General features: G+C 47.7%; 20 protein-coding genes and 2 tRNA genes. 9 read left to right on the top strand and 13 right to left on the bottom strand.

Going from position 1 to position 24,286, the window contains the following annotated elements:
- Positions 1–38 precede the first annotated feature (38 nt).
- The 4 genes from ABV409_RS01145 to mutS form a co-directional block, all read right to left on the bottom strand.
- Positions 39–1,118 (bottom strand): helix-turn-helix domain-containing protein, encoded by a 1,080-nt coding sequence (locus tag ABV409_RS01145; RefSeq protein WP_353875693.1) that lies wholly within the window; start codon positions 1,116–1,118, stop codon positions 39–41.
- A 215-nt stretch (positions 1,119–1,333) separates the two neighbouring features.
- Positions 1,334–1,417: transfer RNA gene (locus ABV409_RS01140), tRNA-Leu, on the bottom strand.
- Positions 1,418–1,472: 55 nt separating this feature from the next.
- A tRNA-Gly gene (locus tag ABV409_RS01135) sits at positions 1,473–1,545 on the bottom strand.
- Positions 1,546–1,634: 89 nt separating this feature from the next.
- Positions 1,635–4,217 carry a DNA mismatch repair protein MutS gene (mutS, locus tag ABV409_RS01130; protein WP_353875692.1) on the bottom strand — a complete coding sequence of 861 codons (2,583 nt, stop codon included), beginning with the start codon at positions 4,215–4,217 and terminating at the stop codon, positions 1,635–1,637.
- Positions 4,218–4,342: 125 nt separating this feature from the next.
- Here mutS and ABV409_RS01125 point away from each other — a divergent pair, with 125 nt between their 5' ends.
- On the top strand, positions 4,343–4,891 hold the full coding sequence (locus tag ABV409_RS01125) for an RNA methyltransferase (protein ID WP_353875691.1): 549 nt from the start codon (positions 4,343–4,345) through the stop codon (positions 4,889–4,891).
- Between the two features lie 108 nt (positions 4,892–4,999).
- Here ABV409_RS01125 and folK read toward each other — a convergent pair whose 3' ends face one another.
- Complete coding sequence (gene folK / locus ABV409_RS01120) at positions 5,000–6,145, bottom strand: 2-amino-4-hydroxy-6-hydroxymethyldihydropteridine diphosphokinase (RefSeq protein WP_353875689.1); 1,146 nt, start codon at positions 6,143–6,145, stop codon at positions 5,000–5,002.
- A gap of 74 nt (positions 6,146–6,219) precedes the next feature.
- Between folK and sppA the strand changes: the two genes are divergently transcribed.
- From sppA to ABV409_RS01105, 3 genes are read left to right on the top strand one after another with little or no spacing between them, the layout of a single operon-like run.
- Positions 6,220–7,992, top strand: a complete 1,773-nt coding sequence (sppA, locus tag ABV409_RS01115; RefSeq protein WP_353875687.1) for a signal peptide peptidase SppA — start codon at positions 6,220–6,222, stop codon at positions 7,990–7,992.
- A gap of 4 nt (positions 7,993–7,996) precedes the next feature.
- Positions 7,997–8,704, top strand: a complete 708-nt coding sequence (locus tag ABV409_RS01110) for a queuosine precursor transporter (protein ID WP_353875685.1) — start codon at positions 7,997–7,999, stop codon at positions 8,702–8,704.
- 32 nt (positions 8,705–8,736) lie between these two features.
- Positions 8,737–11,430: an AsmA family protein gene (locus ABV409_RS01105; protein ID WP_353875684.1), complete on the top strand. Its 2,694-nt coding sequence runs from the start codon at positions 8,737–8,739 to the stop codon at positions 11,428–11,430.
- Between the two features lie 249 nt (positions 11,431–11,679).
- On the opposite strand, the gene ABV409_RS01100 is transcribed toward ABV409_RS01105, so the two are convergent.
- Positions 11,680–12,474 carry a DUF2797 domain-containing protein gene (locus ABV409_RS01100; RefSeq protein WP_353875683.1) on the bottom strand — a complete coding sequence of 265 codons (795 nt, stop codon included), beginning with the start codon at positions 12,472–12,474 and terminating at the stop codon, positions 11,680–11,682.
- A 70-nt stretch (positions 12,475–12,544) separates the two neighbouring features.
- Here ABV409_RS01100 and ABV409_RS01095 point away from each other — a divergent pair, with 70 nt between their 5' ends.
- Together ABV409_RS01095 and ABV409_RS01090 are read left to right on the top strand one after the other, a co-directional pair.
- A complete protein-coding gene (locus ABV409_RS01095; protein WP_353875681.1) occupies positions 12,545–14,071 on the top strand; it encodes a GH3 auxin-responsive promoter family protein in 1,527 nt (508 codons plus the stop codon).
- A 156-nt stretch (positions 14,072–14,227) separates the two neighbouring features.
- Positions 14,228–14,767, top strand: coding sequence for a hypothetical protein (locus ABV409_RS01090; RefSeq protein WP_353875680.1), 540 nt, complete (start codon positions 14,228–14,230; stop codon positions 14,765–14,767).
- Between the two features lie 63 nt (positions 14,768–14,830).
- On the opposite strand, the gene clpX is transcribed toward ABV409_RS01090, so the two are convergent.
- From clpX to ABV409_RS01055, 7 genes are all read right to left on the bottom strand, one after another.
- A complete protein-coding gene (gene clpX, locus ABV409_RS01085) occupies positions 14,831–16,066 on the bottom strand; it encodes an ATP-dependent Clp protease ATP-binding subunit ClpX (RefSeq protein WP_353875678.1) in 1,236 nt (411 codons plus the stop codon).
- 102 nt (positions 16,067–16,168) lie between these two features.
- On the bottom strand, positions 16,169–16,849 hold the full coding sequence (clpP, locus tag ABV409_RS01080) for an ATP-dependent Clp endopeptidase proteolytic subunit ClpP (RefSeq protein WP_353875676.1): 681 nt from the start codon (positions 16,847–16,849) through the stop codon (positions 16,169–16,171).
- Between the two features lie 84 nt (positions 16,850–16,933).
- Entirely contained in the window at positions 16,934–18,256 is a 1,323-nt protein-coding gene (gene tig / locus ABV409_RS01075) for a trigger factor (RefSeq protein WP_353875675.1), read from the bottom strand.
- A 95-nt stretch (positions 18,257–18,351) separates the two neighbouring features.
- The gene (locus tag ABV409_RS01070; protein WP_353875674.1) at positions 18,352–18,702 is read right to left on the bottom strand and encodes a phage holin family protein; all 351 of its coding nucleotides are present in this window, start codon (positions 18,700–18,702) and stop codon (positions 18,352–18,354) included.
- Between the two features lie 51 nt (positions 18,703–18,753).
- Positions 18,754–20,259: an SGNH/GDSL hydrolase family protein gene (locus ABV409_RS01065; protein ID WP_353875672.1), complete on the bottom strand. Its 1,506-nt coding sequence runs from the start codon at positions 20,257–20,259 to the stop codon at positions 18,754–18,756.
- 130 nt (positions 20,260–20,389) lie between these two features.
- Positions 20,390–21,157, bottom strand: a complete 768-nt coding sequence (locus ABV409_RS01060) for an alpha/beta fold hydrolase (RefSeq protein ID WP_353875671.1) — start codon at positions 21,155–21,157, stop codon at positions 20,390–20,392.
- Positions 21,154–21,870 carry a pyridoxine 5'-phosphate synthase gene (locus ABV409_RS01055; RefSeq protein ID WP_353875669.1) on the bottom strand — a complete coding sequence of 239 codons (717 nt, stop codon included), beginning with the start codon at positions 21,868–21,870 and terminating at the stop codon, positions 21,154–21,156. Before ABV409_RS01055 ends, ABV409_RS01060 begins: the two co-directional genes overlap by 4 nt.
- An 86-nt stretch (positions 21,871–21,956) precedes the next feature.
- On the opposite strand from ABV409_RS01055, the gene ABV409_RS01050 reads away from it, so the two are divergent.
- From ABV409_RS01050 to porG, 3 genes are all read left to right on the top strand, one after another.
- Positions 21,957–22,613 carry a CBS domain-containing protein gene (locus ABV409_RS01050; protein ID WP_353875668.1) on the top strand — a complete coding sequence of 219 codons (657 nt, stop codon included), beginning with the start codon at positions 21,957–21,959 and terminating at the stop codon, positions 22,611–22,613.
- A 1-nt stretch (position 22,614) separates the two neighbouring features.
- Entirely contained in the window at positions 22,615–23,496 is an 882-nt protein-coding gene (locus tag ABV409_RS01045) for an NAD kinase (RefSeq protein ID WP_353875667.1), read from the top strand.
- A gap of 103 nt (positions 23,497–23,599) precedes the next feature.
- Complete coding sequence (porG, locus tag ABV409_RS01040) at positions 23,600–24,286, top strand: type IX secretion system protein PorG (RefSeq protein ID WP_353875666.1); 687 nt, start codon at positions 23,600–23,602, stop codon at positions 24,284–24,286.

The following is a 24,286-nucleotide window of genomic DNA, read 5'->3' as shown; positions in this document are numbered from 1 at the left end:
ACCATAAAGTTTGTGGTCTGTTTTCTTAGCTGACACCCTTAAGGTTCCAGCGATTTAAGGTATGCCGTTGGGGTCTGACCGGTCACGTTTTTAAAGACCGCATTAAAGCTCGATTTAGAACGAAACCCCGCCTGTTCATAGACCGCGGCAAGGTTGTAGGTCTTTAATACGTCGGACTTCAACAATTCTTTTACCTTTTCGACCCGGTATCCATTGATATACTCCGTAAAGGTCATGCCATAGGTTTCCTGTAACAACAATGAAAGTTGGTTGGAAGGCATTTCCAAGGCCTCGGCAAGATCCGAGGCCCGCAACTCTTGTTGGGTATACAAGGCTTCGACTTGCATCAAGTGCTCCAGTTTCTCGATTTTCGCCTGAAGCGCCGTATTCGCCCCATCTTTCGAATCGGAAAGCTCGAATCTGGGAAACAACAACTTCGATTTCGAAAAGCTGACAAATCCCACCCAATAGATATAGAGGGAATTCAGTAAAAGCAAGATCAAATAAAATTCCCCTTTATGTTGTAAGCCGAAAAGGTTCGCTATGATCTGATGCCCCAGGTTCACCGCAATGAAAATGAAATACACCCTGGTAAACCGTATGATCCAGTCCCAATTCTGAACGGCCTTTTTGCCCCCTTTGACCTTAGGGCGTTCTTTGTTGTACCGTACCAAGGCATAGCCGATGAGTATAAGGCTGAAACCCAGGTACACGAATTCATTGTAGTTGAAAAAACCGGTTTGGTACACCCGATAAAACAGCTGTTCATCACCGCCCAAATGCATGTTGACATACCAATAGGTCCTTAAGATCGCATAAGCGAGGGCAGGTACGAAGAGCAACAATTTCAAGTCGAACTTCGGTCGGTCCTTGCTCATGATCAAACGGTCAAGGTACATGAAAAAGCCGGTGGCGATAAGGTATTTGTAGGGGAAGGGTAAGGAACTTATCGGAAGGTCACCGATGGTCTCGATCCCCATGTAGGTCAAAAAATAAATGAGATTGAAATAGGAAAGGGAAAATAGGAACAAGAGGTAAAACCAGAATGCCGCCTTATTCTCCCTTTTGACACGAAAGAGGTAGAGGCATAGGGTGAACCCTTGCACAGCCCCGAGCAAAACGATAATTAGGATGAAAAGCAGACTAATGGCGACCTGGTTTTGGTTTGATAACGGGCAGTGTGTTCATTTACCAGGTGAAAATACGATTTTTGTGGATGTCACTAACCCTCATGAAGCATCACTCCATGACACCGGGACTCGCCTCACTAGCATTCAAGGTAAATAAGGGAAAACAAAAAACCAGTGCAATCGCACTGGTTTTTAGCTTTTCGTACTCGAGGCGGGACTTGAACCCGCACGGGCAAATGCCCACAGGATTTTAAGTCCGGCGTGTCTACCAATTCCACCACTCGAGCCATTGGACTTATCAAAAAAAAACTCCACCCGTGTGGACTGAGCGGAGTCATTTCGAGCGAAAAACGGGATTCGAACCCGCGACCTCCACCTTGGCAAGGTGATGCTCTACCAACTGAGCTATTTTCGCATAAGAATGAACATACACTTCCTAAAAGTGCGGACGCAAAGTTAACATATTTCTTTAAAATCAAAAGAATTTCGCAAACGAAAATTCGCTTAAGAGCTGGCCTTTTTTTTGCGGTCCAAAAGGCGTTTGATTTCGTTGAGTTTCATCAAGGCCTCGACCGGGGTGAGGGTATCGATGTCTAAATGGAGGATTTCTTCCTTAATCTCTTCCAACAACGGGTCGTCTAAATGGAAGAAACTCAGTTGCATTTCGTTTTGGGCCGCCTGCAGGCTGTCAGCGATTTTCTCCCCACTATGCGACTGTTCCAACTTCTTCAACATTTTACCTGCTTTTTGGATGACATGTTGCGGCATGCCCGCCATTTTGGCCACATGGATCCCGAAGCTGTGTTCGCTGCCCCCAGCGACCAATTTGCGCATGAACAATACCCGGTCTTTCAATTCCTTTACGGCCACATTGTAGTTTTTGATACGCGCGAACGATTGGGTCATATCGTTCAATTCGTGGTAGTGCGTGGCGAAAAGCGTTTTCGGTTTGCTGGGGTGTTCGTGCAGGTATTCGGCAATCGCCCAGGCAATGGAGATGCCATCATAAGTGCTGGTGCCGCGACCGATTTCATCGAGCAATACCAGACTGCGGTCTGAAAGGTTGTTCAAAATCGACGCCGTTTCGTTCATTTCGACCATAAAGGTCGATTCGCCCATAGAGATGTTGTCACTGGCCCCGACTCGGGTGAACAATTTGTCGACCACCCCGATCCTGGCCGATTCGGCTGGTACGAAACTGCCCATTTGGGCTAGGATGACGATCAATGCGGTTTGTCGTAAGATCGCTGATTTTCCGCTCATATTGGGCCCTGTGATCATGATGAGCTGTTGCTCTTCGCGGTTCAGGTTGAGGTCGTTCGCGATATACGCTTCGCCAAGGGGCAATTGTTTTTCTATGACCGGATGCCGCCCATTGACGATTTCGAGTGCCGTGCCCTCATCGATCGTAGGCCGGCAATAGCCATTTTCTTGTGCCAATTGGGCGAACCCACAGAGGCAGTCGAGCTTGGCGATGCGTTGGGCATTGCCTTGCACGGCTTCGATATGTGACTGCATCCAGACCAGGAGCTGTTCGAACAATTGTTGCTCAAGACTTAAGATGCGCTCTTCGGCCCCCAAGATCTTGGCTTCGTATTCTTTGAGTTCTTCAGTGATATAGCGCTCGGCATTCACCAAGGTCTGCTTACGGATCCACGATTCGGGCACCTTGTCTTTATGGGTGTTGCGCACTTCGATATAATATCCGAAGACATTGTTCGAAGCGATTTTCAACGAACTGATTCCAGTGGTCTCCGTTTCTCGGGCCAACATGCGGTCGAGATAGTCTTTGCTCGAAAAGGCCAGCTGGCGTAAATCGTCCAACTCTTCCGAATAGCCTTCGGCGATGGTGGTGCCTTTTCCGATCTGCACGGGTGCCGATTCATCGAGCCGTTCCTTGATTTTGCTACGAAGGTCCTCACAGGCATGCAGTGCCGAGCCTAAATGTTGTAAGGCTTCATTATCGGCCGCCATGGCCCACTCCTTGATCGGTACGACCGCTTCGAGCGAGTTTTTCAATTGGATGACCTCTTTCGGGCTGATCCGGCCCGTAGCGATTTTGGCGGTCAAGCGTTCTAGGTCGCCCATTTTCTTGATGCCTTCGCGAATGCGATGCAACAAGGTGTTTTCCTTTTGCAGGAAAGAGACGATCTCAAGCCGTTCGATAATGGGGTCCTTCAATTTCAACGGAAGGGCCAACCAACGTTTCAACAGCCGCCCACCCATGGGTGATATCGTTTTGTCGATAACCTCCAAAAGGGTCACGGCATTGGCGTGGTTCGAGTGGTATAGTTCGAGGTTACGCACCGTGAAACGATCCATCCAAACATAATGTTCATCGGCTATGCGTTGGATTTTGTTGACATGCTGCAGTTGGCGGTGCTGGGTTTCAGACAGGTAATGCAATACGGCCCCCGAAGCGATAATGCCCTGTTCGAGCTTGGCGACACCGTACCCTTGTAGTGATTTCACGTTGAAATGCCCGGTCAACCGTTCAAGGGCATAATCTTCTTGATAGACCCAATCTTCAAGGTAAAAGGTATGGTAGGCCTGTCCGAAAAGCTCGGTGAACTCCTTGCGGTGGTCTTTGGAGACCAAGACCTCATTGGGCCCGAAGTTCTGTAGCAGTTTGTCCAATTGTTCGGCACTGCCTTCGGCAGTTAGGAATTCGCCGGTCGAAATATCCAAAAAGGCGACGCCCAGTTGCTTACGTCCAAAATGGACGGCCGCTAGAAAATTGTTCCTTTTGGCTTGGAGGATATCGTCGTTCAAGGCGACACCCGGGGTAACGAGCTCGGTAACCCCTCGTTTGACGATGCTTTTGGTCTGTTTCGGGTCTTCAAGCTGATCACAGATGGCCACGCGTTGCCCGGCCTTGACCAATTTGGGCAAATAAGTATTCAACGAGTGGTGCGGAAATCCCGCCAATTCGGTCTGGTCGCCCCCGTTGTTGCGGTGGGTCAGTACAATGCCCAAAATCTGGGCGGCCTTAACGGCATCTTCACCGAACGTTTCGTAAAAATCGCCTACACGAAACAACAACAAGGCATCGGGATGCTTGGTCTTGATCGCATTGTACTGCTTCATCAAAGGGGTGACTTTCTTTGTCTTTGTGCCGGCCAAATCGAATACGTGTATTTTTGTCGAAAATAAAAAGTTGTACAGGGTCTGTATGCCATTGTTGATATTTCGGGCCCAAAAGTGGATAAATTATGCGGAAGCTGGCCAATAGCGAGTTGGATCGATTGAATACGGACGAATTCAAAAAAGCCGACAAAACCCCCTTGATCATTATTTTGGACAATATTCGGAGTTTGAACAACATCGGTTCCGTCTTTCGTACCGCCGACGCCTTTCTGATCGAAAAAATCTACCTCTGCGGCATCACCGCGACACCACCCCATAAAGACATTCGCAAAACTGCCTTGGGGGCGACCGAAAGTGTAGCATGGGAATATCGTGAAAACACCCTGTCGTTGGTACACGCCCTGCAGGGCGATGGCGTAAAGGTCTTGGCCATCGAACAGGCCGAAGGGGCCCAAATGCTCCATGATTTCGAGCCAAAACCGGGCCAACCCTATGCCATTGTGTTCGGTAACGAGGTCAAAGGTGTCACCCAAGACGTGGTGTCTGCCTGTGATGGGGTGATCGAAATCCCCCAGTTCGGCACCAAGCATTCGTTGAACATTTCAGTAAGTACCGGAGTGGTGGTTTGGGATGTTTGGACGAAGCTTGACAAGCTTCAAAAAAAAAGCCCTTGAAGTGAATCAAGGGCTAAACATATAGTTTGAGTTAGTTAGTTTCTGTCTTAGCAGGGTGCTAATAAAATAAAACCTTTCTTGATATCCAAATAAATTCTAAAAATTATCTTAACGGGATAGTTCCAGGATTTTGGCTCCCAAGATGTCGAGAAGGGCGGTATAATCTACGATCCGTCCTACGAAATCCTTGTTTTCCATGTCGATGATCAAGCTGTTCTTTTGGGGCAGGGTACGCATGAATTCCATATACCCCGAATGGATGCTGTCGAGATAGTCGGCACTGATCGATTGTTCGTAGTCACGCCCTCTTTTATGGATGTTCCGGAGCAACTGCGGCGTACGTTGGTAGAGGTACACGTAGATATCGGGTTTGCGTACTTCCTTGTACATGAAATTGAACATGCGGCGGTACAAGTCGAACTCTTCGGTCTGTAAGGTGATCTGGGCGAAGATCAAGGATTTATAGATGTCGTAATCGCTCACCATAAAATTCTTAAAGAGGTCGAATTGCGAGGTGTCGTCGGTAAATTGCTGGTAGCGGTCTGCCAAAAACGACATTTCCAACGGAAAGGCGTAGCGCGATTGGTCTTCATAGAACTTGGGTAAGAACGGATTGTCGGCAAATCGTTCCAAAACCAGTTTAGCGTTGAATTCTTCAGCGATTCGCCCGGCCAAGGTCGATTTTCCGGCACCGATATTGCCTTCAATGGCCAAAAAAGGACAGGATGCGAAAAGTTCGGTGCGCCCACTATGGAGCTTGAGATCCGTTTTGATCAGGTCGTTCGATTCGCGTAATTGTTGCAATAAGTTCCTCGTGTCTTTTTTTAGGATGGGATGGTAGTGCTGCGGAGCGATGTCGGCCAGGGGTTTGAGAACGAAATCGCGTTCGTGCAAGCCGGGGTGGGGTACCGTTAAGTTATCGGTCTGCAAGACCGCATCCCCATAATACAGCACGTCCAAATCAATGGGTCGTGCCTCATAGCCGGAACCCGGGGTGCGACCGCGTCCCATACGTGATTCGATCTGTAAAAGACGTGCTAGGAGTTCTGAAGGGGAGAGGGTGGTTTCGACGCCACAACAGGCATTGAGGAAATCGGCCCCTTCGAAGCCCATGGCACGACTTTCATACACCTTGGAAATGGAAAGGAGGGGACCACAGTCCCCTGCTATTTCAAACAGGGCCTTTTGTAGCGACCAATGCCGGTCGCCCATATTACTTCCCAACGAAATATATGTAACAATTTTGCCACTCATACTACTAACTGGCAAAGTACGTAAAAGATAGGCACATTGGTTATCTTTGCAACTTTACAAAATGTAGCTACAGCATGAAGTTTTTGCGAAATTTATTGGCGTCGATATTGGGAAGTATCATCGCATTCGGCATTCTGTTCGTCTGCTTTTACCTCTTGCTGATCATTTCAGCGGCAATGATCGGGTCGAGTGATGGCGGGGTGACCGTACGCGGGAATTCGATCCTGAGGATCAGCTTTACCGAGCCCATCAGCGATTATGTGGGAAGTACCGATTCGGATCCTTTTGGCGGACTATTCGAAGAAGGACAGGGCTTAGATGACATCCTTCACGCCTTGAAGGTCGCGAAAAGCGATTCACGCATCGAAGGGATCAGTATCGAGACCAGTTACTTGTTGGCCGGGATCGCCCAATCACAAGAGATCCGAAGGGCCTTGCAAGACTTCAAAGACACTGGGAAATTCGTGCATGCCTATTCCGATTTCTATTCGCAGAAAGACTATTACGTGGCCAGTGTGGCCGATGAAGTGTATCTGAACCCGCAAGGGGTGCTTGATTTCAAAGGGCTGGCGACCGAAGTGCTCTACTATAAAGACTTACAAGAAAAAACAGGGGTCAAAATGGAGGTGGTACGCCACGGCAAGTATAAAAGTGCGGTAGAACCTTTTTTGGCGAATGAAATGAGTGCCGAAAACCGTTCGCAGATCAAGGAACTGATCGGTTCGGTCTGGCAATCGATGTTGGAGGATATCGCCAGTGACCGCGAGCTGACCGTCGATGAACTGAACCGCATAGCGGATACCTTAGGGGGTCGTACCCCGAATCTTGCCGTCGCTTCCGGATTGATAGACCAAGTCGGTTACTTTGATGAATACGAAGCGCATTTGCGCGAGACTATGGGGCAATCCGAAGATAGCAAGTTGACCTATATCGGTCTTTCCGATTATGTGACAGCGGCCAAAAATCGAGGGCGTCGCTCCGGAAAGGACAAAATCGCCGTAATCTACGCCCAAGGGGAGATTTACTATGGGGAAGGCGATCGTCAGTATATCGGCCAAGGCATGATGGTCAGGGCGTTGAAAAAGGCACGTGACAACGACAATACCAAAGCCGTGGTCTTGCGGGTGAATTCGCCAGGGGGCAGTTCACTGACTTCCGATATCATTTGGCGCGAAGTGGCCTTGACCGCTGAGGTGAAGCCCGTGGTCGTCTCGTTTGGGAACGTTGCCGCCTCTGGAGGCTATTACATCGCGGTGGGTGCCGATAAGATCTTCGCCGAACCGACCACCATCACAGGATCGATCGGTGTGTTCGGAACCATACCGAACATCAGTGAATTGGCCGGCAATATAGGCGTGAACGCCGAACAGGTGGGTACTAATGAAAATTCGATCGACTATTCCGTTTTCGAGCCGATGACCGATCGTTTTAGGGAACAGATTTTGGAAGGCATCGAGCAAACCTATGATACCTTTTTAGAGCGGGTGGCCGACGGCCGTAACATGACCAAGGAAGAAGTCAATGAAATCGCCCAGGGACGGGTCTGGAGTGGGGTAGAAGCCCAGCAACTCGGACTCGTAGATGAATTGGGTAATTTGGATGACGCCATCGAGGCGGCCGCTGAATTGGCCGATTTGGGTGACTACGGCATCCGGAAATACCCGAGATACCGATCCGACTTCGAAAAGTTGATGGATGATCTCGGTGGGGCCAAAGCTAAAATCGGTAGCGACCTCATCAAAGAAGAAATCGGCGAAGAAACCTATGAAACCCTAAAACAGCTGAAGACGATGACCGAACGAAAAGGGATACAGGCGCGCATGCCCTTTGTGTTGAACATCAAATAACCCCATGAGTCCGAAGGACAAGAAGACCGCTTTTTCAATCTACCTCTATCTCGGGGCGCTGTTCATCACCTCTTTGGTAGTATCGAACCTGATTTTCCAAAAGTTTTTCTACTGGAATCCCTTCGGGGAGGTCACCGTTTTCGGGGCACCTTTGTTTGAGGTTTCGGTAGGGATTTTGCCGTACCCCATCACCTTTTTGATCACCGATTTGATTTCGGAGATTTTCGGAAAGAAAAAAGCCAACCAAGTAGTGGTCGCGGGCATCTTTGCCTCTTTTTTCTCTTTGGCCATCGTGTACACCGCATCTGCCGTTCCGGCTACCGATTGGTCACCTGTAGATAGCGGCCTGTTCAAACAGGTTTTCGGAAATACGATAGTTGCGGTCTTCGCTTCGATGATGGCCTATCTGTTGGCCCAGTTCGTCGATATCCAGATCTACCATTTCTGGAAAAGGGTGACCAAAGGGCGCTATTTATGGTTGCGGAACAACTTTTCGACCTTTTCGTCACAGTTCATCGATACCTTTACCGTGGTCTTGCTATTGTGCGCTTTTGGGGAAATTCCCTGGGAACTTTTTTATGGATTGGTGATTAGTGGCTTCATTTTTAAGATTTTTATTGCATTCCTTGACACCCCTTTGCTGTATCTTTTCGTATATCTAATACGAAGACGTTTTAACCTAAAGGTCGGTGAGGAAATCGTATTGGAATAACGCCCCATCACCTTTGCCCCAAAATTCGAACAATGCGCAAAAGAATCCTTAGAATCCTAGGGGCCTTATTGGGCCTTATCCTAGTCCTATTGGTGGCCCTTCCTTTCTTTTTGGAAGACAAACTTGCCGAGGTCATCAAGACCAAGGTGAATCAAAATATCAATGCGACCTTTGATTTCGAACAGGCCGAGATCAGTTTGATCAAGGACTTTCCGAACGCCTATGTCGACCTACAGGGGGTACGCTTGGTGAACCACGCCCCATTTGCCGGTGATACCTTGTTCGCTGCCGACGATATCGCTTTGGAACTTTCCTTCGGTCAGTTGTTCAAAGCTGCCGATGACCCCATACAGATCAAAGAGTTCGTGGTCAACCGACCCTATTTGAATATCGTAGTCGATTCATTGGAACGGGCGAATTATGATATCGCAAAAACCGGGAGTGAAGAAGAAACAAGCTCGGAGGAAAATACCTCAGGGTTCCAGTTGGATGTGAAACATTACGAACTGCAACAAGCCCGCTTGCGCTATGGGGATCAAGGTACGGGCATGGTGCTCGAGATCGACGATATGGTACATATCGGCAATGGTGACCTGGCGTTGGATCGATCTACTTTATCTACGCATACAGAGGCGATGGTTTCTTTTGTGATGGATAGCGTCACCTACCTCAATGCCCAAGCCGTAACCTTAGATGCCGACATCGGTATCGATCTGTTGCAAAGCAAGTATTCCTTTAAAGAAAACAAGGCACTCATCAATCAGTTGCCCTTGGTATTCGATGGGTATGTGCAATTGCTTGAAACGGGCCAAGACATACAACTTAGCTTTGAAACCCCGACTTCGGATTTCAAGAACTTTTTGGCGGTGCTTCCAGAAACCTACTCCAAAGACCTAGCCGAGGTTCGGACTTCTGGGAAATTCGAAGTGGCAGGAACGGTTTCCGGAATATCCGACGAAACCCGGGTACCACATTTCGACATCAACCTCATCGCCGATAATGCCTCGTTCAAATATCCTGATCTGCCCAAGGCGGTGACCGATGTAGCTCTGGTAGCCAAGATCGCCAACAGTACGGGCCTGTTGGAGGATACTTTCGTCAAGGTCGATCGATTGGGTTTTCGAATCGATGAGGACGTTTTCAAGTTGAAGGCCTCCATCCAAAAATTATTGGGAAACCCCCTGGTGGGCTTTGAAGCCGACGGGCGCATCGATTTGGCCAAGATCTCACAGGCGTATCCCTTGCCCGATTCCTACGATTTGACCGGCCAATTACAGGCCGATATCCGTTCTTCTTTCGATATGGCGGCTTTGGATGAACAGGCTTATGAGCGGACTTCGACCCAAGGGGAAGTGCAGTTGCAAGACTTCCGTTACCGATCGGAAGCATTGACGCATCCTGTGATGATCGATAAGGCCGCCCTTTCGTTTACGCCGACCGTGGTTCGCTTGAACAATTTTGAAGGCCGTACCGGAGCGTCGGATTTCAAGGCGTTCGGAACGGTAAGCAATATGCTCGGGTATCTATTCAACAAAGAAGACCTCCAAGGCGAATTTACCCTAAGCTCCAATCAATTCACGGTTGACGATTTCATGGTCGATGATAGTTCGCCCGAAACTGCGGAAGCATCCGCGGAACCGGGGTCGCGCGTCAAACTTCCGGCTTTCTTGGATTGCACCATTGAAGCCAGCGCTACAAGGGTGACCTATGATGATTTGACCCTCGACAATGTACAAGGTCGGTTGCGTATCAAAGATGAGACCGCGACCTTGGAGAACGTATCCTCTTCCATATTCGGGGGCCAATTGGGATTGAACGGGAATGTCGCCACCAAGGCCGAAACCGGCACCTTCGATATGGCCTTGAAATTCGATGCCGTCGAAATCGCCGAATCGTTCAAATCCCTGAAATTGTTCAAGGCCTTGGCTCCGATTGCCAATGCCCTGCAAGGTCGGATGAATACCGAAATCCGTTTGTCTGGGAACCTTAATGACGACCTGACCCCCAACCTTGCTTCATTGACCGGTGATGTGCTCGCCCAATTGTTGGCGACCAAAGTAAGTTCGCAGAACACGCCACTGCTGGCCTCGCTGGACCAAAATTTGAGTTTCGTGGATTTGGAAAAGTGGAATCTCAAAGACCTTAAAGCCGCACTTGAATTCGAAGACAGCAAAGTCAAGGTAAAGCCCCTGGCCTTAGCCTATGAAGAGCTAACGTTTACGCTCGATGGTTCGCATACCTTTGCGAACGAATTGGCCTATCGGGTCAAGGTTGACGTGCCGGTTGAATATTTGGGAAACGAAGTACAGGGGTTGATCGCCCAAATCGATGATGATGACTTGGAAGGCCTGACCATTCCGGTAACTGCAACGATAGGGGGAAATTATTCCGATCCGAAGGTCCAAAGTGATTTCACTAGCGGAGTAGGTGAATTGACGAAACAGTTGGTAGAGATCCAAAAGCGGAAATTAGTTGCCCAAGGAAGCGATGCGGTCAAAGACCTTTTAGGTGATGTTTTGGGGAATGCCTCCGATAGCACCAAGACGGATTCTACCACCAATTCGGGAAATGCGGTAGGGAAAGTACTTGGAGGACTGCTTGGGGAAGGGAAATCCGATTCCATCCCAAAAGATTCTACCCAAGGCAATGAGGTCAAGGATGCAGCCAAAAGCATTTTAGGCGGGCTACTCGGTAAAAAGAAGAAGAAAAAGGATTCGGTGGACTGACCGCGGTCGACCAGGGGCTCATTTCGTTCAACAGTCCGTCAAGTAGCTCAAATTCAAAGGTTTGATTTATTTTTCGTATCTTACTACTATGGGATTACCGGAAGAATTTTATCAAATCTTGATTTCGATCATACTCATTAGTGCCCTCATGGTCGGGGTCCACTTCATGACCCGGGCTAGTCGTAATTTCAGGAGTAGCCGAAATAAAAAGGCCAAAAGACCTTTTTAGACCAATACCGCTTGGTCTGCCTAGTTGATGTCGATGCCGACATACAAGCCTTCGTTCGCCCGCACGTTAAAAACCGTTTGGTCTTCAAAAATCAAGTATTGCCCTTTGATTCCTTTTAAGACCCCTTCGTAGGATGGTGTTTTCTGCAGGTTCAGACTTTTTACTTTTTCAGGATACTGCAGCACCGGGAATTCGATTTCGGTTTCTTTTCTTTCGTTGATGAAATACTCGATGGTCTCTTCAGGGATATAGGGTTTGAGTTTCTCGCGCCAGGCTTTCAAGTCGACATCCTCAATATCGTTTTTAAGCATTTTCTGCCAACTTGTTTTATCGCTCACATGGGCTTTTAAGGCCACTTCCGTGATTCCGGCCAAGTACCGGTTGGGCACTTCGACGATTTCGATGGCCTCGTGCGCCCCTTGGTCGATCCAACGTGTGGGAACCTGGGCCTTTCGTGTTACACCCACTTTTACATTGCTGCTGTTCGCCAAATAGACGATATGGGGTTGCAATTGCATCCGCTTTTCATAGTCGAGGTTGCGATCTTCCTTATCGAGATGTGCCGTGCTCAGTTCCGGCCTCATGATCCAATCGCCGGCCAGTGGGGTTTCAAAAAAACAATTGCGGTCGAACCCTTGACGGTAAATAGGGTTGTTCTCGCCACAATTCAAACATTGGTATTTGATGAATGAAATCGACAGCCGCTTGTTCAGCGCCTGGTTCATATTGATGAAATCATTGTCGAATACCAGGTAGTATTGGATCGGTTGCCCCCATTCAGTGCGCATTTTGCGCAAGACGCCTTCGAATAGCATAGGTTAGGTGAGTTTGAACGAAATTGAAATAAAAGTTATTTTAGCTAAAAGCCAACTAAAGATACCGAAAATGCAGATACCGTTGTTTAACTCCATAGCCTCATGGTTGCTAAAAAAACGGTACCATCAAATTGAGCTTTTCCTCAAGTATCCGGCCGATGTTCAAGACGAACTGTTGCGGCAATTGCTCTATGTCGCCAAACATACCGAAATCGGCAAAATGTACGGCTTTGATTCCATACCGGATTATGCCACCTTCGCGTCAAGGGTTCCGATAGTTAATTATGAAGGTGTGGCCGAGCTGATTGAAAAAACACGTCGCGGCGAACAAAACCTGTTCTGGCCTTCCCCGATAAAGTGGTTCGCTAAGAGTAGTGGAACCACCAATGCCAAGAGCAAATTCATACCCGTAAGTTCCGAGGCTTTGGAAGATTGCCACTATAAATCGGGAAAGGATTTGTTATGCCTGTATTTGAACAACAACGAGAATTCACAGTTGTTCACGGGCAAAAGCCTTCGGTTAGGGGGTAGCAAAGAGTTGTACGAGGATAATGGAACGTTTTTCGGTGACCTTTCGGCCATACTGATCGACAACATGCCATTATGGGCGGAGTACAGCAGCACGCCAAGCAGCAAGGTCTCCTTGATGAGCGAATGGGAATCGAAGCTGGCGGCGATCATTGAGGAAAGCATCAAGGAAAACGTGACCAGCCTGGCCGGAGTACCCTCATGGATGCTGGTCTTGCTCAACAACGTACTCGAAAAGACAGGGAAGAACCATTTGTTCGAAGTCTGGGAGAATCTTGAGGTTTATTTTCACGGCGGAGTGAGTTTCGCCCCCTATCGAGATCAATACCGCAAGCTCTTGCCCCGAAAACGATTCAACTATTATGAAACCTATAATGCCTCTGAAGGGTTCTTTGCGATCCAAGACCGAAACAATTCGGAAGACCTGTTGCTGATGCTTGATTATGGCATATTCTATGAGTTCATCCCCATGGAGGAATTCGGATCGGCGGATCCCAAAGCGATTCCGATATGGGAAGTCCGAACCGGAAAGAACTACGCCGTGGTCATAACGACCAATGCCGGATTATGGCGTTATATGATCGGTGATACCGTTCGATTCACCTCAATTGACCCGTATCGTATTCGAATTACGGGCCGTACCAAACACCACATCAATGCGTTCGGTGAAGAATTGATCATCGAAAATGCCGAAGAGGCCTTAAAGCAAGTCTGTAAAAAAACGGGATCCGAGATCAAAGACTATACCGCTGCTCCGGTATTCATGAACGGGAGCGAAAAAGGCTCACACGAGTGGATCATCGAATTCAGGACCCCACCGGATGACATTGCCTACTTTACCGAATTTTTGGATAATGCCCTGAAATCACTGAACTCCGATTATGAGGCCAAACGTTATAACAATACGACCTTAAAGATGCCCAAGGTACATCAGGCGCGGCCCAATCTGTTCTACGATTGGTTGAAGACCAAGAACAAATTGGGAGGGCAACACAAAGTGCCACGACTTTCGAACGAACGGGAACATTTGGAAGAATTGCTACATCTAAATGCACATTCCGTACAGTAAACACCCCTTCATATACAATTCCCTAAATTTTTACGAAAACGTTTTCGTAACTTTTGACGGTTTATCGAAAGAAAATTCGAATTGAACCAATATTTTGGTTTATCCGACGTTTTGTTAACACCTTTAAACCACCAAAAACTTACATTCAACACGATTATGGCACAAAAACTTGTTGTTTTATCTGACATGTGGGGCGTTAAGAAAGGCCTCTGGATTACCTCTTATTTTGGTTACCTGCAACAGTATTATGACATTACGTTCTATGACTGTCAGCAATTGGCCAATATCAATGAATTGGTCAATACCAAAGAGAATTTGCATAAGGCTTTCGTGGATGGTGGTATTGCGACCGCAGCCGCACATTTGCTGCGTAAAGAAACCGAAGCCAGTCATTATTTAGCCTTTAGTACCGGTGGAACCATTGCCTGGAAAGCCGCATTGATGGGGCTTCCGATGAAGTCCTTGACCGCCGTTTCACCAACGCGTATCCGTATGGAATCGCAGAAACCCGATTGCGAAATGAACCTGATCTTTGGCGGCAACGATGCGTTCAAACCCGATACCCATTGGGAAAGCCAAATAGGGGTCGATTTGGAAGTCATCCCTAACTTCGGCCACGAACTCTATTCTGACGAAAAGATTATCGGTGATGTTTGTATGGATCTTTTGAACAAAGTGACCCGCAAAGCCGTTTGATAGTATAACATCAAAATAAAAAAGGGAGCATTCGCTCCCTTTTTTTATGCATTGAAGTTTGATCTAAGAGACCGCTTTCAATTTCTTGATGGTTTCATGGGAAAGTTTTTCCTCGGCATAGGCCTTTGAAACCTTGAATTCTTTTTCCTCACCACTGGGCATGGTGAACATGGCGTCGGTAAATACGGCCTCACATAGTGAGCGTAGCCCCCTGGCCCCTAATTTATATTCGACCGCCTTGTCAACGATGTAGTTCAAGGCCTGCTCGGTAATACCGAACGAAATATCGTCCATCGCGAACAGTTTCTCATATTGTTTGATGATCGCGTTTTTAGGTTCGGTGAGAATGGCCCGAAGCGTTTTCTTGTCTAGGGGGTTCATATGGGTCAACACCGGAAGACGACCGATGATTTCAGGAATCAATCCGAATTCTTTCAAGTCTTTCGGAATGATATACTGTAAGATGTTCTCACTATCCAGATTGTCTTCGGCCTTAGAAGCGCTGTATCCGACCGCTTGCATGTTCAAGCGCTTGGTAATGATGCGTTCGATGCCGTCGAAGGCACCCCCGGCCACAAAAAGGATATTCTCGGTATTGACTTCGATGAATTTTTGATCAGGATGCTTTCGTCCTCCTTTGGGCGGTACGTTCACAACGGTTCCTTCCAACAACTTCAACAGTCCTTGCTGTACCCCTTCACCGGAAACGTCACGTGTTATCGATGGATTGTCGCTTTTACGGGCGATCTTGTCGATCTCATCGATGAAAACGATACCCCGTTCGGCCTTTTCCAAATTGTAATCGGCGGCTTGAAGCAAACGGGTCAAGATACTCTCGACATCCTCACCGACATAACCTGCTTCGGTCAGCACCGTCGCATCGACGATCGCCAAAGGTACGTTCAGCATGCGGGCAATGGTTTTCGCCATCAAGGTCTTACCGGTTCCGGTTTGCCCGACCATGACGATATTACTCTTTTGGATCTCGATATCGTCTTCCTTGCCTTTGGGCTGAAGCAATCGTTTATAATGATTGTAAACCGCGACCGACATCACCTTCTTCGTCCGTTCTTGGCCGATGATAAAGGTGTCGAGAAACGATTTGATCTCCATGGGTTTGCGCAGTACCAGTTCTGAAGACAGGTCATTGTTCTTAGACTGTTTCGATTCTTCAGCGACTATACTGTGGGCTTGTTCGATGCATCGATCGCAAATATGGGCATCGAGGCCTGCGATCAATAAATTGGTCTCAGGTTTCTTTCGCCCGCAAAATGAGCATTCCAAGTTTTCTTTTGCCATACTGCTTCGTATAAACGGCCTTCAAGGTTACATAACGTAAAAAACGGACATTTGGTGTTCGTTGTTCCTCTGAAGGTGTTCGTGTTAAGGGTTAGTTCGCGATTACGAACGATCCCTTACCAAAATCTCATCGATCATCCCATAGGATTTGGCTTCATCGGCCTTCATCCAATAGTCGCGATCACTGTCTTCATATACTTTATCATAGGTCTGCCCTGAATGGTTCGCTATGATGTGGTAAAGCTCTTCTTTCAGTTTCAATATTTCCTTGGCCGTGATTTCGATATCACTGGCTTGGCCCTGGGCCCCGCCCATTGGTTGGTGGATCATCACCCTTGAATGGGTCAGCCCACTTCGTTTGCCAGGTTCACCGGCGCAAAGCAATACGGCCGCCATCGACGCAGCGATACCGGTACAAATGGTAGCTACATCGGGTTTGATGAACTGCATGGTATCGTAAATGCCCAAACCGGCATATACGCTTCCACCTGGGGAGTTGATGTATATCGAAATGTCTTTGGAGGCATCGGTACTTTCCAAGAACAACAACTGCGCCTGCACGATGTTCGCGACTTGGTCATTGATACCCGTACCCATAAAAATGATGCGGTCCATCATCAATCGTGAAAAAACATCGAAAACGGCAATGTTCATTTGACGTTCTTCGATAATGTTCGGTGTCATGTTCACCGGTAGCATGCTGCTCACGATTTGATCGTAATACATGCTGTTTATGCCCTGATGCTGGGTAGCGAATTTTTTGAATTCTTTTCCGTAATCCATAGGATTTGAAGCGCTTATTTTAAACAAAAAACGGTTCTGGAACCCAAAATTCCAGAACCGTAAAGATAAACATATTTTAGGATGCTATCCGTAGACTTCTTTGACGAAGTTCTCGTAGCTGATTTCCTTGACCTTAAGGTTGCCTTTTTCTTTGTACAGGTTGAGCAATTTTTGGCTCATCAATTGTTCCGACATCCTTTTGACCTCCTCCTGATTACCCATAACGCGGGTGGCGATGGTCTCCAATTCTTCTTCTTTTGGGTCAAGATGGCCGTATTGTGCCATTTGCGACTTGATAAACCCTTTGGCGAACTCCTTCAACTCGTCGAATTGTACCTGCAGGTCATTTTCTTTGATCAACTTGCCTTCGATCAATTGGTAGCGCAATCCTTTTTCCGATTTTTCGAATTCCTCAACGGCCTGCTCTTCGGTCAATGGGTTCTCGCCGCTGATTTGGATCCATTTTTTCAAAAAGGTAGATGGTAGATCGAACTTGGTATCCGAGATCAACTTTTCGGTAATGTCGTTCAACAATTTTTGATCGGACTGTTGTTCGAATTGTTTTTCGGAATCCTCCTTGATTTTTTCGCGCATTTCCTTTTCAGAGCTTACGGCATCCTTTCCGAAAAGTTTGTCGAAGAGCTCCTGGTCTAGAACGGCGGCTTCCCTTTCATTGATCTCATCGATGGTGAAGGTCACCTCGATGTTCAGCTTTTCCGCTTTTTCGCGATTGATGCCCAAGGCTGAAGCCAGTAGGTATTCTTCTTTGAACAAGCCCTTGGTCTTCACCATGACCGAGTCACCAGATTGTTTGCCCAAGAAGGCATCCAAAGCCTTTTTGGCTTTGATTTTATCCAATTCAAGGGTGGTTTTATTATCGATTTCTTCCGCCTCGTTCTTGAAGGATCCGGTCAATTCGAAACCTTTTTCCACGGTGCTTTTCGAAACGATTTTACCGTATTGTTTCTTGATGCGGTCGACCTGCTCGTCGATCATTTTCTTGTCGGCCACGATTTTATAGTGGGTAATCGATTTGCGGGTCTTGACCTGTACGTCGAATTCTGGGGCTAGGCCCAATTCGAATTCAAAATCAAGGTTGTCGCTATCCCAATTGAAGTTTTCCTGTTGCTTGGGGAGTGGGTTGCCCAAAACGTCCAATTTCTCCTCCGTAAGGTATTTGTTCAGGTTGTCTTGAAGCAATTTGTTCACCTCATCGACCAATACCGCTTTACCGTATTGTTTTTTGATCAAGCCCATAGGAACCTGGCCCTTACGGAATCCGGGGATATTGGCTTTTTTTCGATAATCGTTGAGAATGGTATTTACCTTTTCCTCATAATCGTCCTTCGTAATCGCTACTTTGACCACTGCATTCAACGCATCGATCTGCTCTTTCGTAATATTCATCAATACTGCAATTTGCTTTTCTAAAATGGGACGCAAAAGTACTACAATTTAGTTTGCGTACCAAGTTTTCAAACAATTGAAAATCAAAACGAACGCTACTTCTTTTTGTCTTCTTTGAGTAGGCCGAAAAACAGCGACTGCAGGAGTGAGAGCGATAAACTGAAAACGATGGCCCAGAGCAGTCCGTCGACTTGGAAACCCGAAATGAAATAGTCGGCAAGCAAGATGATCAGGGCGTTGATGACCAATAGGAAGAGTCCTAAAGTCAGGATGGTCACCGGCAGGGTTAAGATCACCATGATCGGTTTGACCAAAAGGTTCAATACACTGAGTACAACGGCCACGATTATCGCCGTGACGTATGAATCAACACCGACACCTGGCAGCAATTGGGCCAAGATGACAACGGCGAGGGCACTCAATAAAATTCGAAATAGTAGTTTCATAACATAAAAAAAGCACCGCGAACGGTGCTTTAAAATACGATTATTTTTAGACTATTCGATATAGAGTCCGGTAAAGTCCAATGGGTTCACCCCGGGTAGGTTCGAACCATAACGGGCGTTGATGGCCTCGACAAAGGCATTGGCCAAGATCGCATATCCACGTGGTGAGGGGTGTACCCCGTCCAACGAGAACCCGCCTCCGGTACCGAAGGTGGTGGTAACCGAACTACCATCGGCCAAAGGAAATCCATTCTCACGAATGCCATCGAAAAGGGCGTTGGTGTCGACGAATGCTAGATTGTATTGTGCTGCCAAAGCCGCAATGGCTTGGTTGTAAGCTTCCAAAGCGTTGTTCGCTGCCATTTGTTCTTGTGGTGTCAAGACCCAATTGTCAGCCAAGGGTACTGCCACGCCATTGATCGAGGTCGGGTCCATTGGGTTGGCCAAAGTGCCGATAAACGAGCTGGCAGGCAAGACGATCAAATCGTCAGGGGTCGATAAACGCATATTGATCAAGGCCGGATTGAAAGCGGTCAAATCGGTCAGGTCCTCATCGAGAAGAACAACAGGGTTGGAATCACCGGCGGCAAAGCTGATGGTGCGTTGGGCCACTTCTTCGGCTGAAATCAAATTCAACGCTTGTAATTGTGCCAATCCACCATTGTATGCGGCATAGGCCCCGTTCAACAAATCGGCGGTCGCCTGATCCAACGGAACGGGATTGTAAGGTACTGTGGTCAAGAACGGAATGCTTCCTACATCGGGAAGGTTGGCAATAACCCCACCGGCACCTCCGGCTGTCATGGTCTGAAGCACGGCATCAATAGATCCGGCAACCACATTGGGGTCTGAAATATCGGATCCTCCATAAGTGGAAGGATCCAGGTTTCCGGTTTGGTCGACCCCGGAACCTCCTGAACCAACATAACCGAGTACGTCGTTATTACCGATCCACAACATGAAGAATGAAGGGCTTTGTGCAGCAGCGTCACCCAGTACCGTGGCGTTGGGGTCTGAAGCGAATCGCGCGAAGTACGGATTGGCCAACCCGGCTGCGACACCGGCAACGTTACCATAACCAGGTGCTAAAAGATGGTAGCTTTTCGCTCCGGGTACCCCCATATTATTAAACGCACCTGACAATACATTGGATACCTCGGTCGCCCCTTGACCCGCTACCGGTACCGGTGCAGGTGAACCTGAAGCAAAGGACAGGATCAAGCGATTGCCCGATATCGGGGTACCCCCAAGGGTCAATCCTCCGAGATTATCGGCCATCAAAGGCTGGGTAAAGGCACCACCACCCGCCAAAGCGAAGTTGGAAGCCAACATATTGGGCAAGGAAGCCTCTTGCCCTGCGATGAACAAGGCGTTATCTGAAAAGCCCGCGGTCAATGAATTGCCAAGGGCAACGAAATTCGAGAAGTTTGCAGAACCACTTGTAAACGTAATGGGATCGTCCATCATCCCACCATTATCGACGATGACATCGTCGTCATCCGAACAAGAAACAAGAACAAGCCCCATCATCAATAGAAGGGCAGGGAACTTTTTCATATCAAAAGTGTTTGAGTTAGTTTGAGTAAATTAATCGTTATTCCAGTGCTACCAAATCTAGAGGAAAATTGTCATACATACAATAAAAGGGACAAAAAAATTATGCATGCATAATAAATTGGCCCTTAAATTACGAAAGTAGAAATTCCAATGACTTGTCGAAGAACGCTTTGGGGTTTTCGGCATGCACCCAATGGCCTGCCTTAGGAACCGTGTCGATTTGGGCACTAGGGAAGTGTCTGTAGATGCCTTCATAATCGTTCGGAAGGATGTATTCGGAACGTTCGCCCCTTAAAAATAGGGTCGGCCCATCGAAACTATCCGTACTGCCGATGTTTTCACCGACTTCGTCCATGCGGTAGCGTAAAACATCCAGATTGAAGCGCAAGGCCAATCGACCTTTTTCCTTCCAGTACAGGTTCTTCAACAAAAACTGCCGTATCCCGATGTTCGAGAGCCGTTGTGACAGGCGTTGATCGGCGGTAGAACGGCTATCGACACTGTCAATATCCATGGCGACCAAGGCATCGATGATTTCTTGATGGTGTGGAGGATAGTATTTGGGAGCGATATCGGCAACGATCAAGCGGTCGACCATCGGGCCGTGGTTACAAGCGAATTCCATAGCTGTTTTACCGCCCATCGAATGTCCTATGATGTTCGCTTTTAGTATATTATGATGCTGCAAGTAGGTCAAAAGGTCGTTTGCCAAAAAGCCATAATCGAAATCTTCGGAATGAAAACTCTTTCCGTGGTTGCGCTGGTCGATCAGATGGACTTCGAACCCTTTTTCCGCATATTGGTTGCCCAAGGTCTTCCAGTTGTCCGACATCCCCAGAAAACCATGTAATACCAACAGGGGTTTACCTTCCCCCAAAACCTTTGCATGCAGAATCATGGGCGTAACCGGTGTAAATACATTGAAATGACATTCTCGAGGCCTAGGTAAATGGACTCACAGATCAAGGCATGACCGATCGAGACCTCCAACAAATGTGGAACCTTGTCCTTGAAAAAGGCGATGTTGTCAAGACTGAGGTCATGGCCCGCATTGACGCCCATGCCCAATTCATGTGCCAACTGGGCCGCTTGGGCAAAGGGAACCACACTATCAAAATCACCTTCGGCATAACCAACCGCAAATGACTCCGTATACAATTCGATGCGATCGGTACCGGTAGCTGCAGCACCTTCTATCATGGGAAGCACCGGATCGACGAAAATGGAGGTGCGAATGCCCGCCTCTTTGAACGTTTTGATCACATCGACCAAAAAGCTGCGATGGGTTATGGTATCCCAGCCCGCATTCGAAGTCAGGGCATCTACCGCATCGGGCACCAGGGTCACTTGGGTCGGGCGTACCGACAAGACCAAGTCGACGAAACTATCGATGGGATTGCCTTCAATATTGTATTCGGTGGTCACAACGGACTTCAAATTACGGGCATCGGCGTACTTGATATGTCGCTCATCGGGCCTAGGGTGGATGGTGATCCCTTCCGCTCCGAAACCCTCAATGTCGCGGGTCGCCGTGATCAAATTCGGCACGTTGCCACCCCTGGCATTTCGCAAGGTGGCCAATTTATTGATGTTGACGCTTAATTTCGTCATCGCTTTCTTCGATTAAGCCGCAAAAATACAAAATGGGCACACCTTTTGCGAGGGATTAATTTGTAATTTGCAACCCGTATTACGTTATGCACATTCAAAATCACATCCTCGACTCGATTCCCGTATTCGAAGTGTCGGAACCGTTGGAAAAAGTCATCCAATTTTTCGATGAGTCCACTTTTTCGCACATCGCCGTCACGGAAAACGGTTTTTTCCTAGGCTTGTTGACAGCCGAGGACCTGGCTTGCTTTGAAGCTGAAAAGACCATTGAGGAATTCCGCTACGAGCTGGAATCTTTCTTTGTGACTACCGAAACCTCGTGGCTCGATGTCTTGGAAAAGTTCGCAAGGAACGAAGCGAACCTATTACCCGTTTTGAACGATTCGAACCGTGTGATGGGGTATTACGATTTAAATGACATCGTGGCCCTTTTCATCGGCACTCCTTTTTTTACCGAACCCGGGGGCATCGTAGTCGTGGCCAAGGGCATCAAAGACTACTCGTTCAGTGAGATTTCGCAAATCGTAGAGAGCAACAATAGCCGCCTTATCGGGGCTTTTATTACCGAAAGTCAAAACGACGTTGTTCAGATAACCGTCAAAATCGGTGGCAGTAACCTGAATGAGGTGATCCAGACGTTTCGTCGTTACAATTACACCATCCTTTTCGGGAACAACGACGATCAGTTCATCGAAGACCTGAAACAACGATCGGATTATTTGGATAAATACCTAAATGTCTGAGATGAAGGTCGCGATCTTTGGTCAGGTTTTGATGGAACAAGACGTTCCTTTTGTCTTGGAATTGCTCGAAGAATTGGCCAAAGTAGGGGCAGGGGTCCATATCCTCACTGACTTCAAGGAAAAGATTACCGGTCATCACGGCTTCATCGAGACCGGCACCTTCGATATGCACCATGGACTTGACGATTCTTTTGATCTGTTCATCAGTTTTGGGGGTGACGGAACCATGCTGCGTGCCGTTGCCTATGTCAAGGACTATGGGATCCCCATCGTTGGGGTCAATACCGGTCGTTTGGGTTTTCTGTCTACTTTCAAAAAAGAAGATGTCCGTAAAGTAGTCACTGAATTTATCAATGGCGCCTTTACCATTGAAGAGCGGAGTTTGGTCGAAATCCTTATGGAAGATGGCGATAATGGATTCGGACCGCTGAATTTCGCCCTAAATGAAATTACCGTCAGCAGAAAGGATACCACTTCGATGATCACCGTTGAAACCTATTTGAATGACGAGTACTTGACCAATTATTGGGCCGATGGCCTCATCATTTCGACCCCGACCGGATCGACTGGCTATTCGCTGAGTTGCGGCGGGCCCGTAATAGCACCCACGGCAAAAGCACTGGTGTTGACCCCCATAGCCCCGCATAACCTCAATGCACGTCCGTTGGTGATCGATCATGATACCAAAATACGCCTTAAGGTCTCGGGTCGCGAAGAGCATCATTTGGTTTCCTTGGATTCGCGTATCGCAACGATTCCCAATGGGAAAGAACTCTTGATCCAAAAGGCCGATTTTACCATTAAAATGATCGAATACAAGTCGGAAAGCTTTCTCAAGACCCTCCGCAACAAACTCCTCTGGGGCGAAGACCGCCGCAATTGATCGTTAAACAATAAATACGGTCATTTCCAGTTTTACAAAGAGAACATTATATAGCGGCCGAATTCCATATTAGGTATTGTTTTTGCTATAGCAGCACGAAAATATGAGGAGAACATTCATACTGGTAGTTTTATTGGCAAGTTTTGGGCTTCAGGCACAAACCTATGAAATCGGGTTGTTTGCTGGGGGTGCGAACGGAATCGGTGATGTGGGGCGAACCAATTTCATTTTACCGTCGAACCTCGCCTTTGGCGGGGTCTTTAAATGGAACCGCAGCAAGCGCTACGCATGGCGGGCCAGCGTCTATCGGGGTGACCTTTCGTTCAAGGACTCCCAATCCGGCTTCGCTTCAAGGGAGCAGCGCGACTATGAAATAGACAATACGATTTTGGAGTTTTCTGCGGGACTCGAATTCAACTTCGTCGAATACAACCTGCACAAGCTCGGTCCTGCCTTTACCCCATACCTTTATACCGGGGTGACCTATTTTAGATACGATTTTAACTATTTTGATGCCCAACAGGTACAGCGTATTAACCAAAAAGATGGTAGTTTCGCGATTCCAATGACCATTGGGGCGAAATATCGCCTGAGCCAGTTTTTCATCTTAGGTGCTGAAATTGGCGCTCGATACACTTTTACCGATAATTTGGATGGAAGTAATCCAGAAGGTTCTAACTTTGAGCAATTTAGATTTGGAAATGTGTTTAGTGACGATTGGTACGTGTTCTCGGGTATAACCCTCACCTATACCTTTGGGCGCAAGCCATGTCAGGATTGTTTCGAATGA

Origin of the sequence: Flagellimonas algarum (assembly GCF_040513375.1) — a bacterium.
GTDB classification, from domain to species: Bacteria; Bacteroidota; Bacteroidia; order Flavobacteriales; family Flavobacteriaceae; genus Flagellimonas_B; species Flagellimonas_B algarum.
Note: the sequence above shows the minus strand (reverse complement) of the source record. Positions and strands in the feature narration are given on the sequence as shown.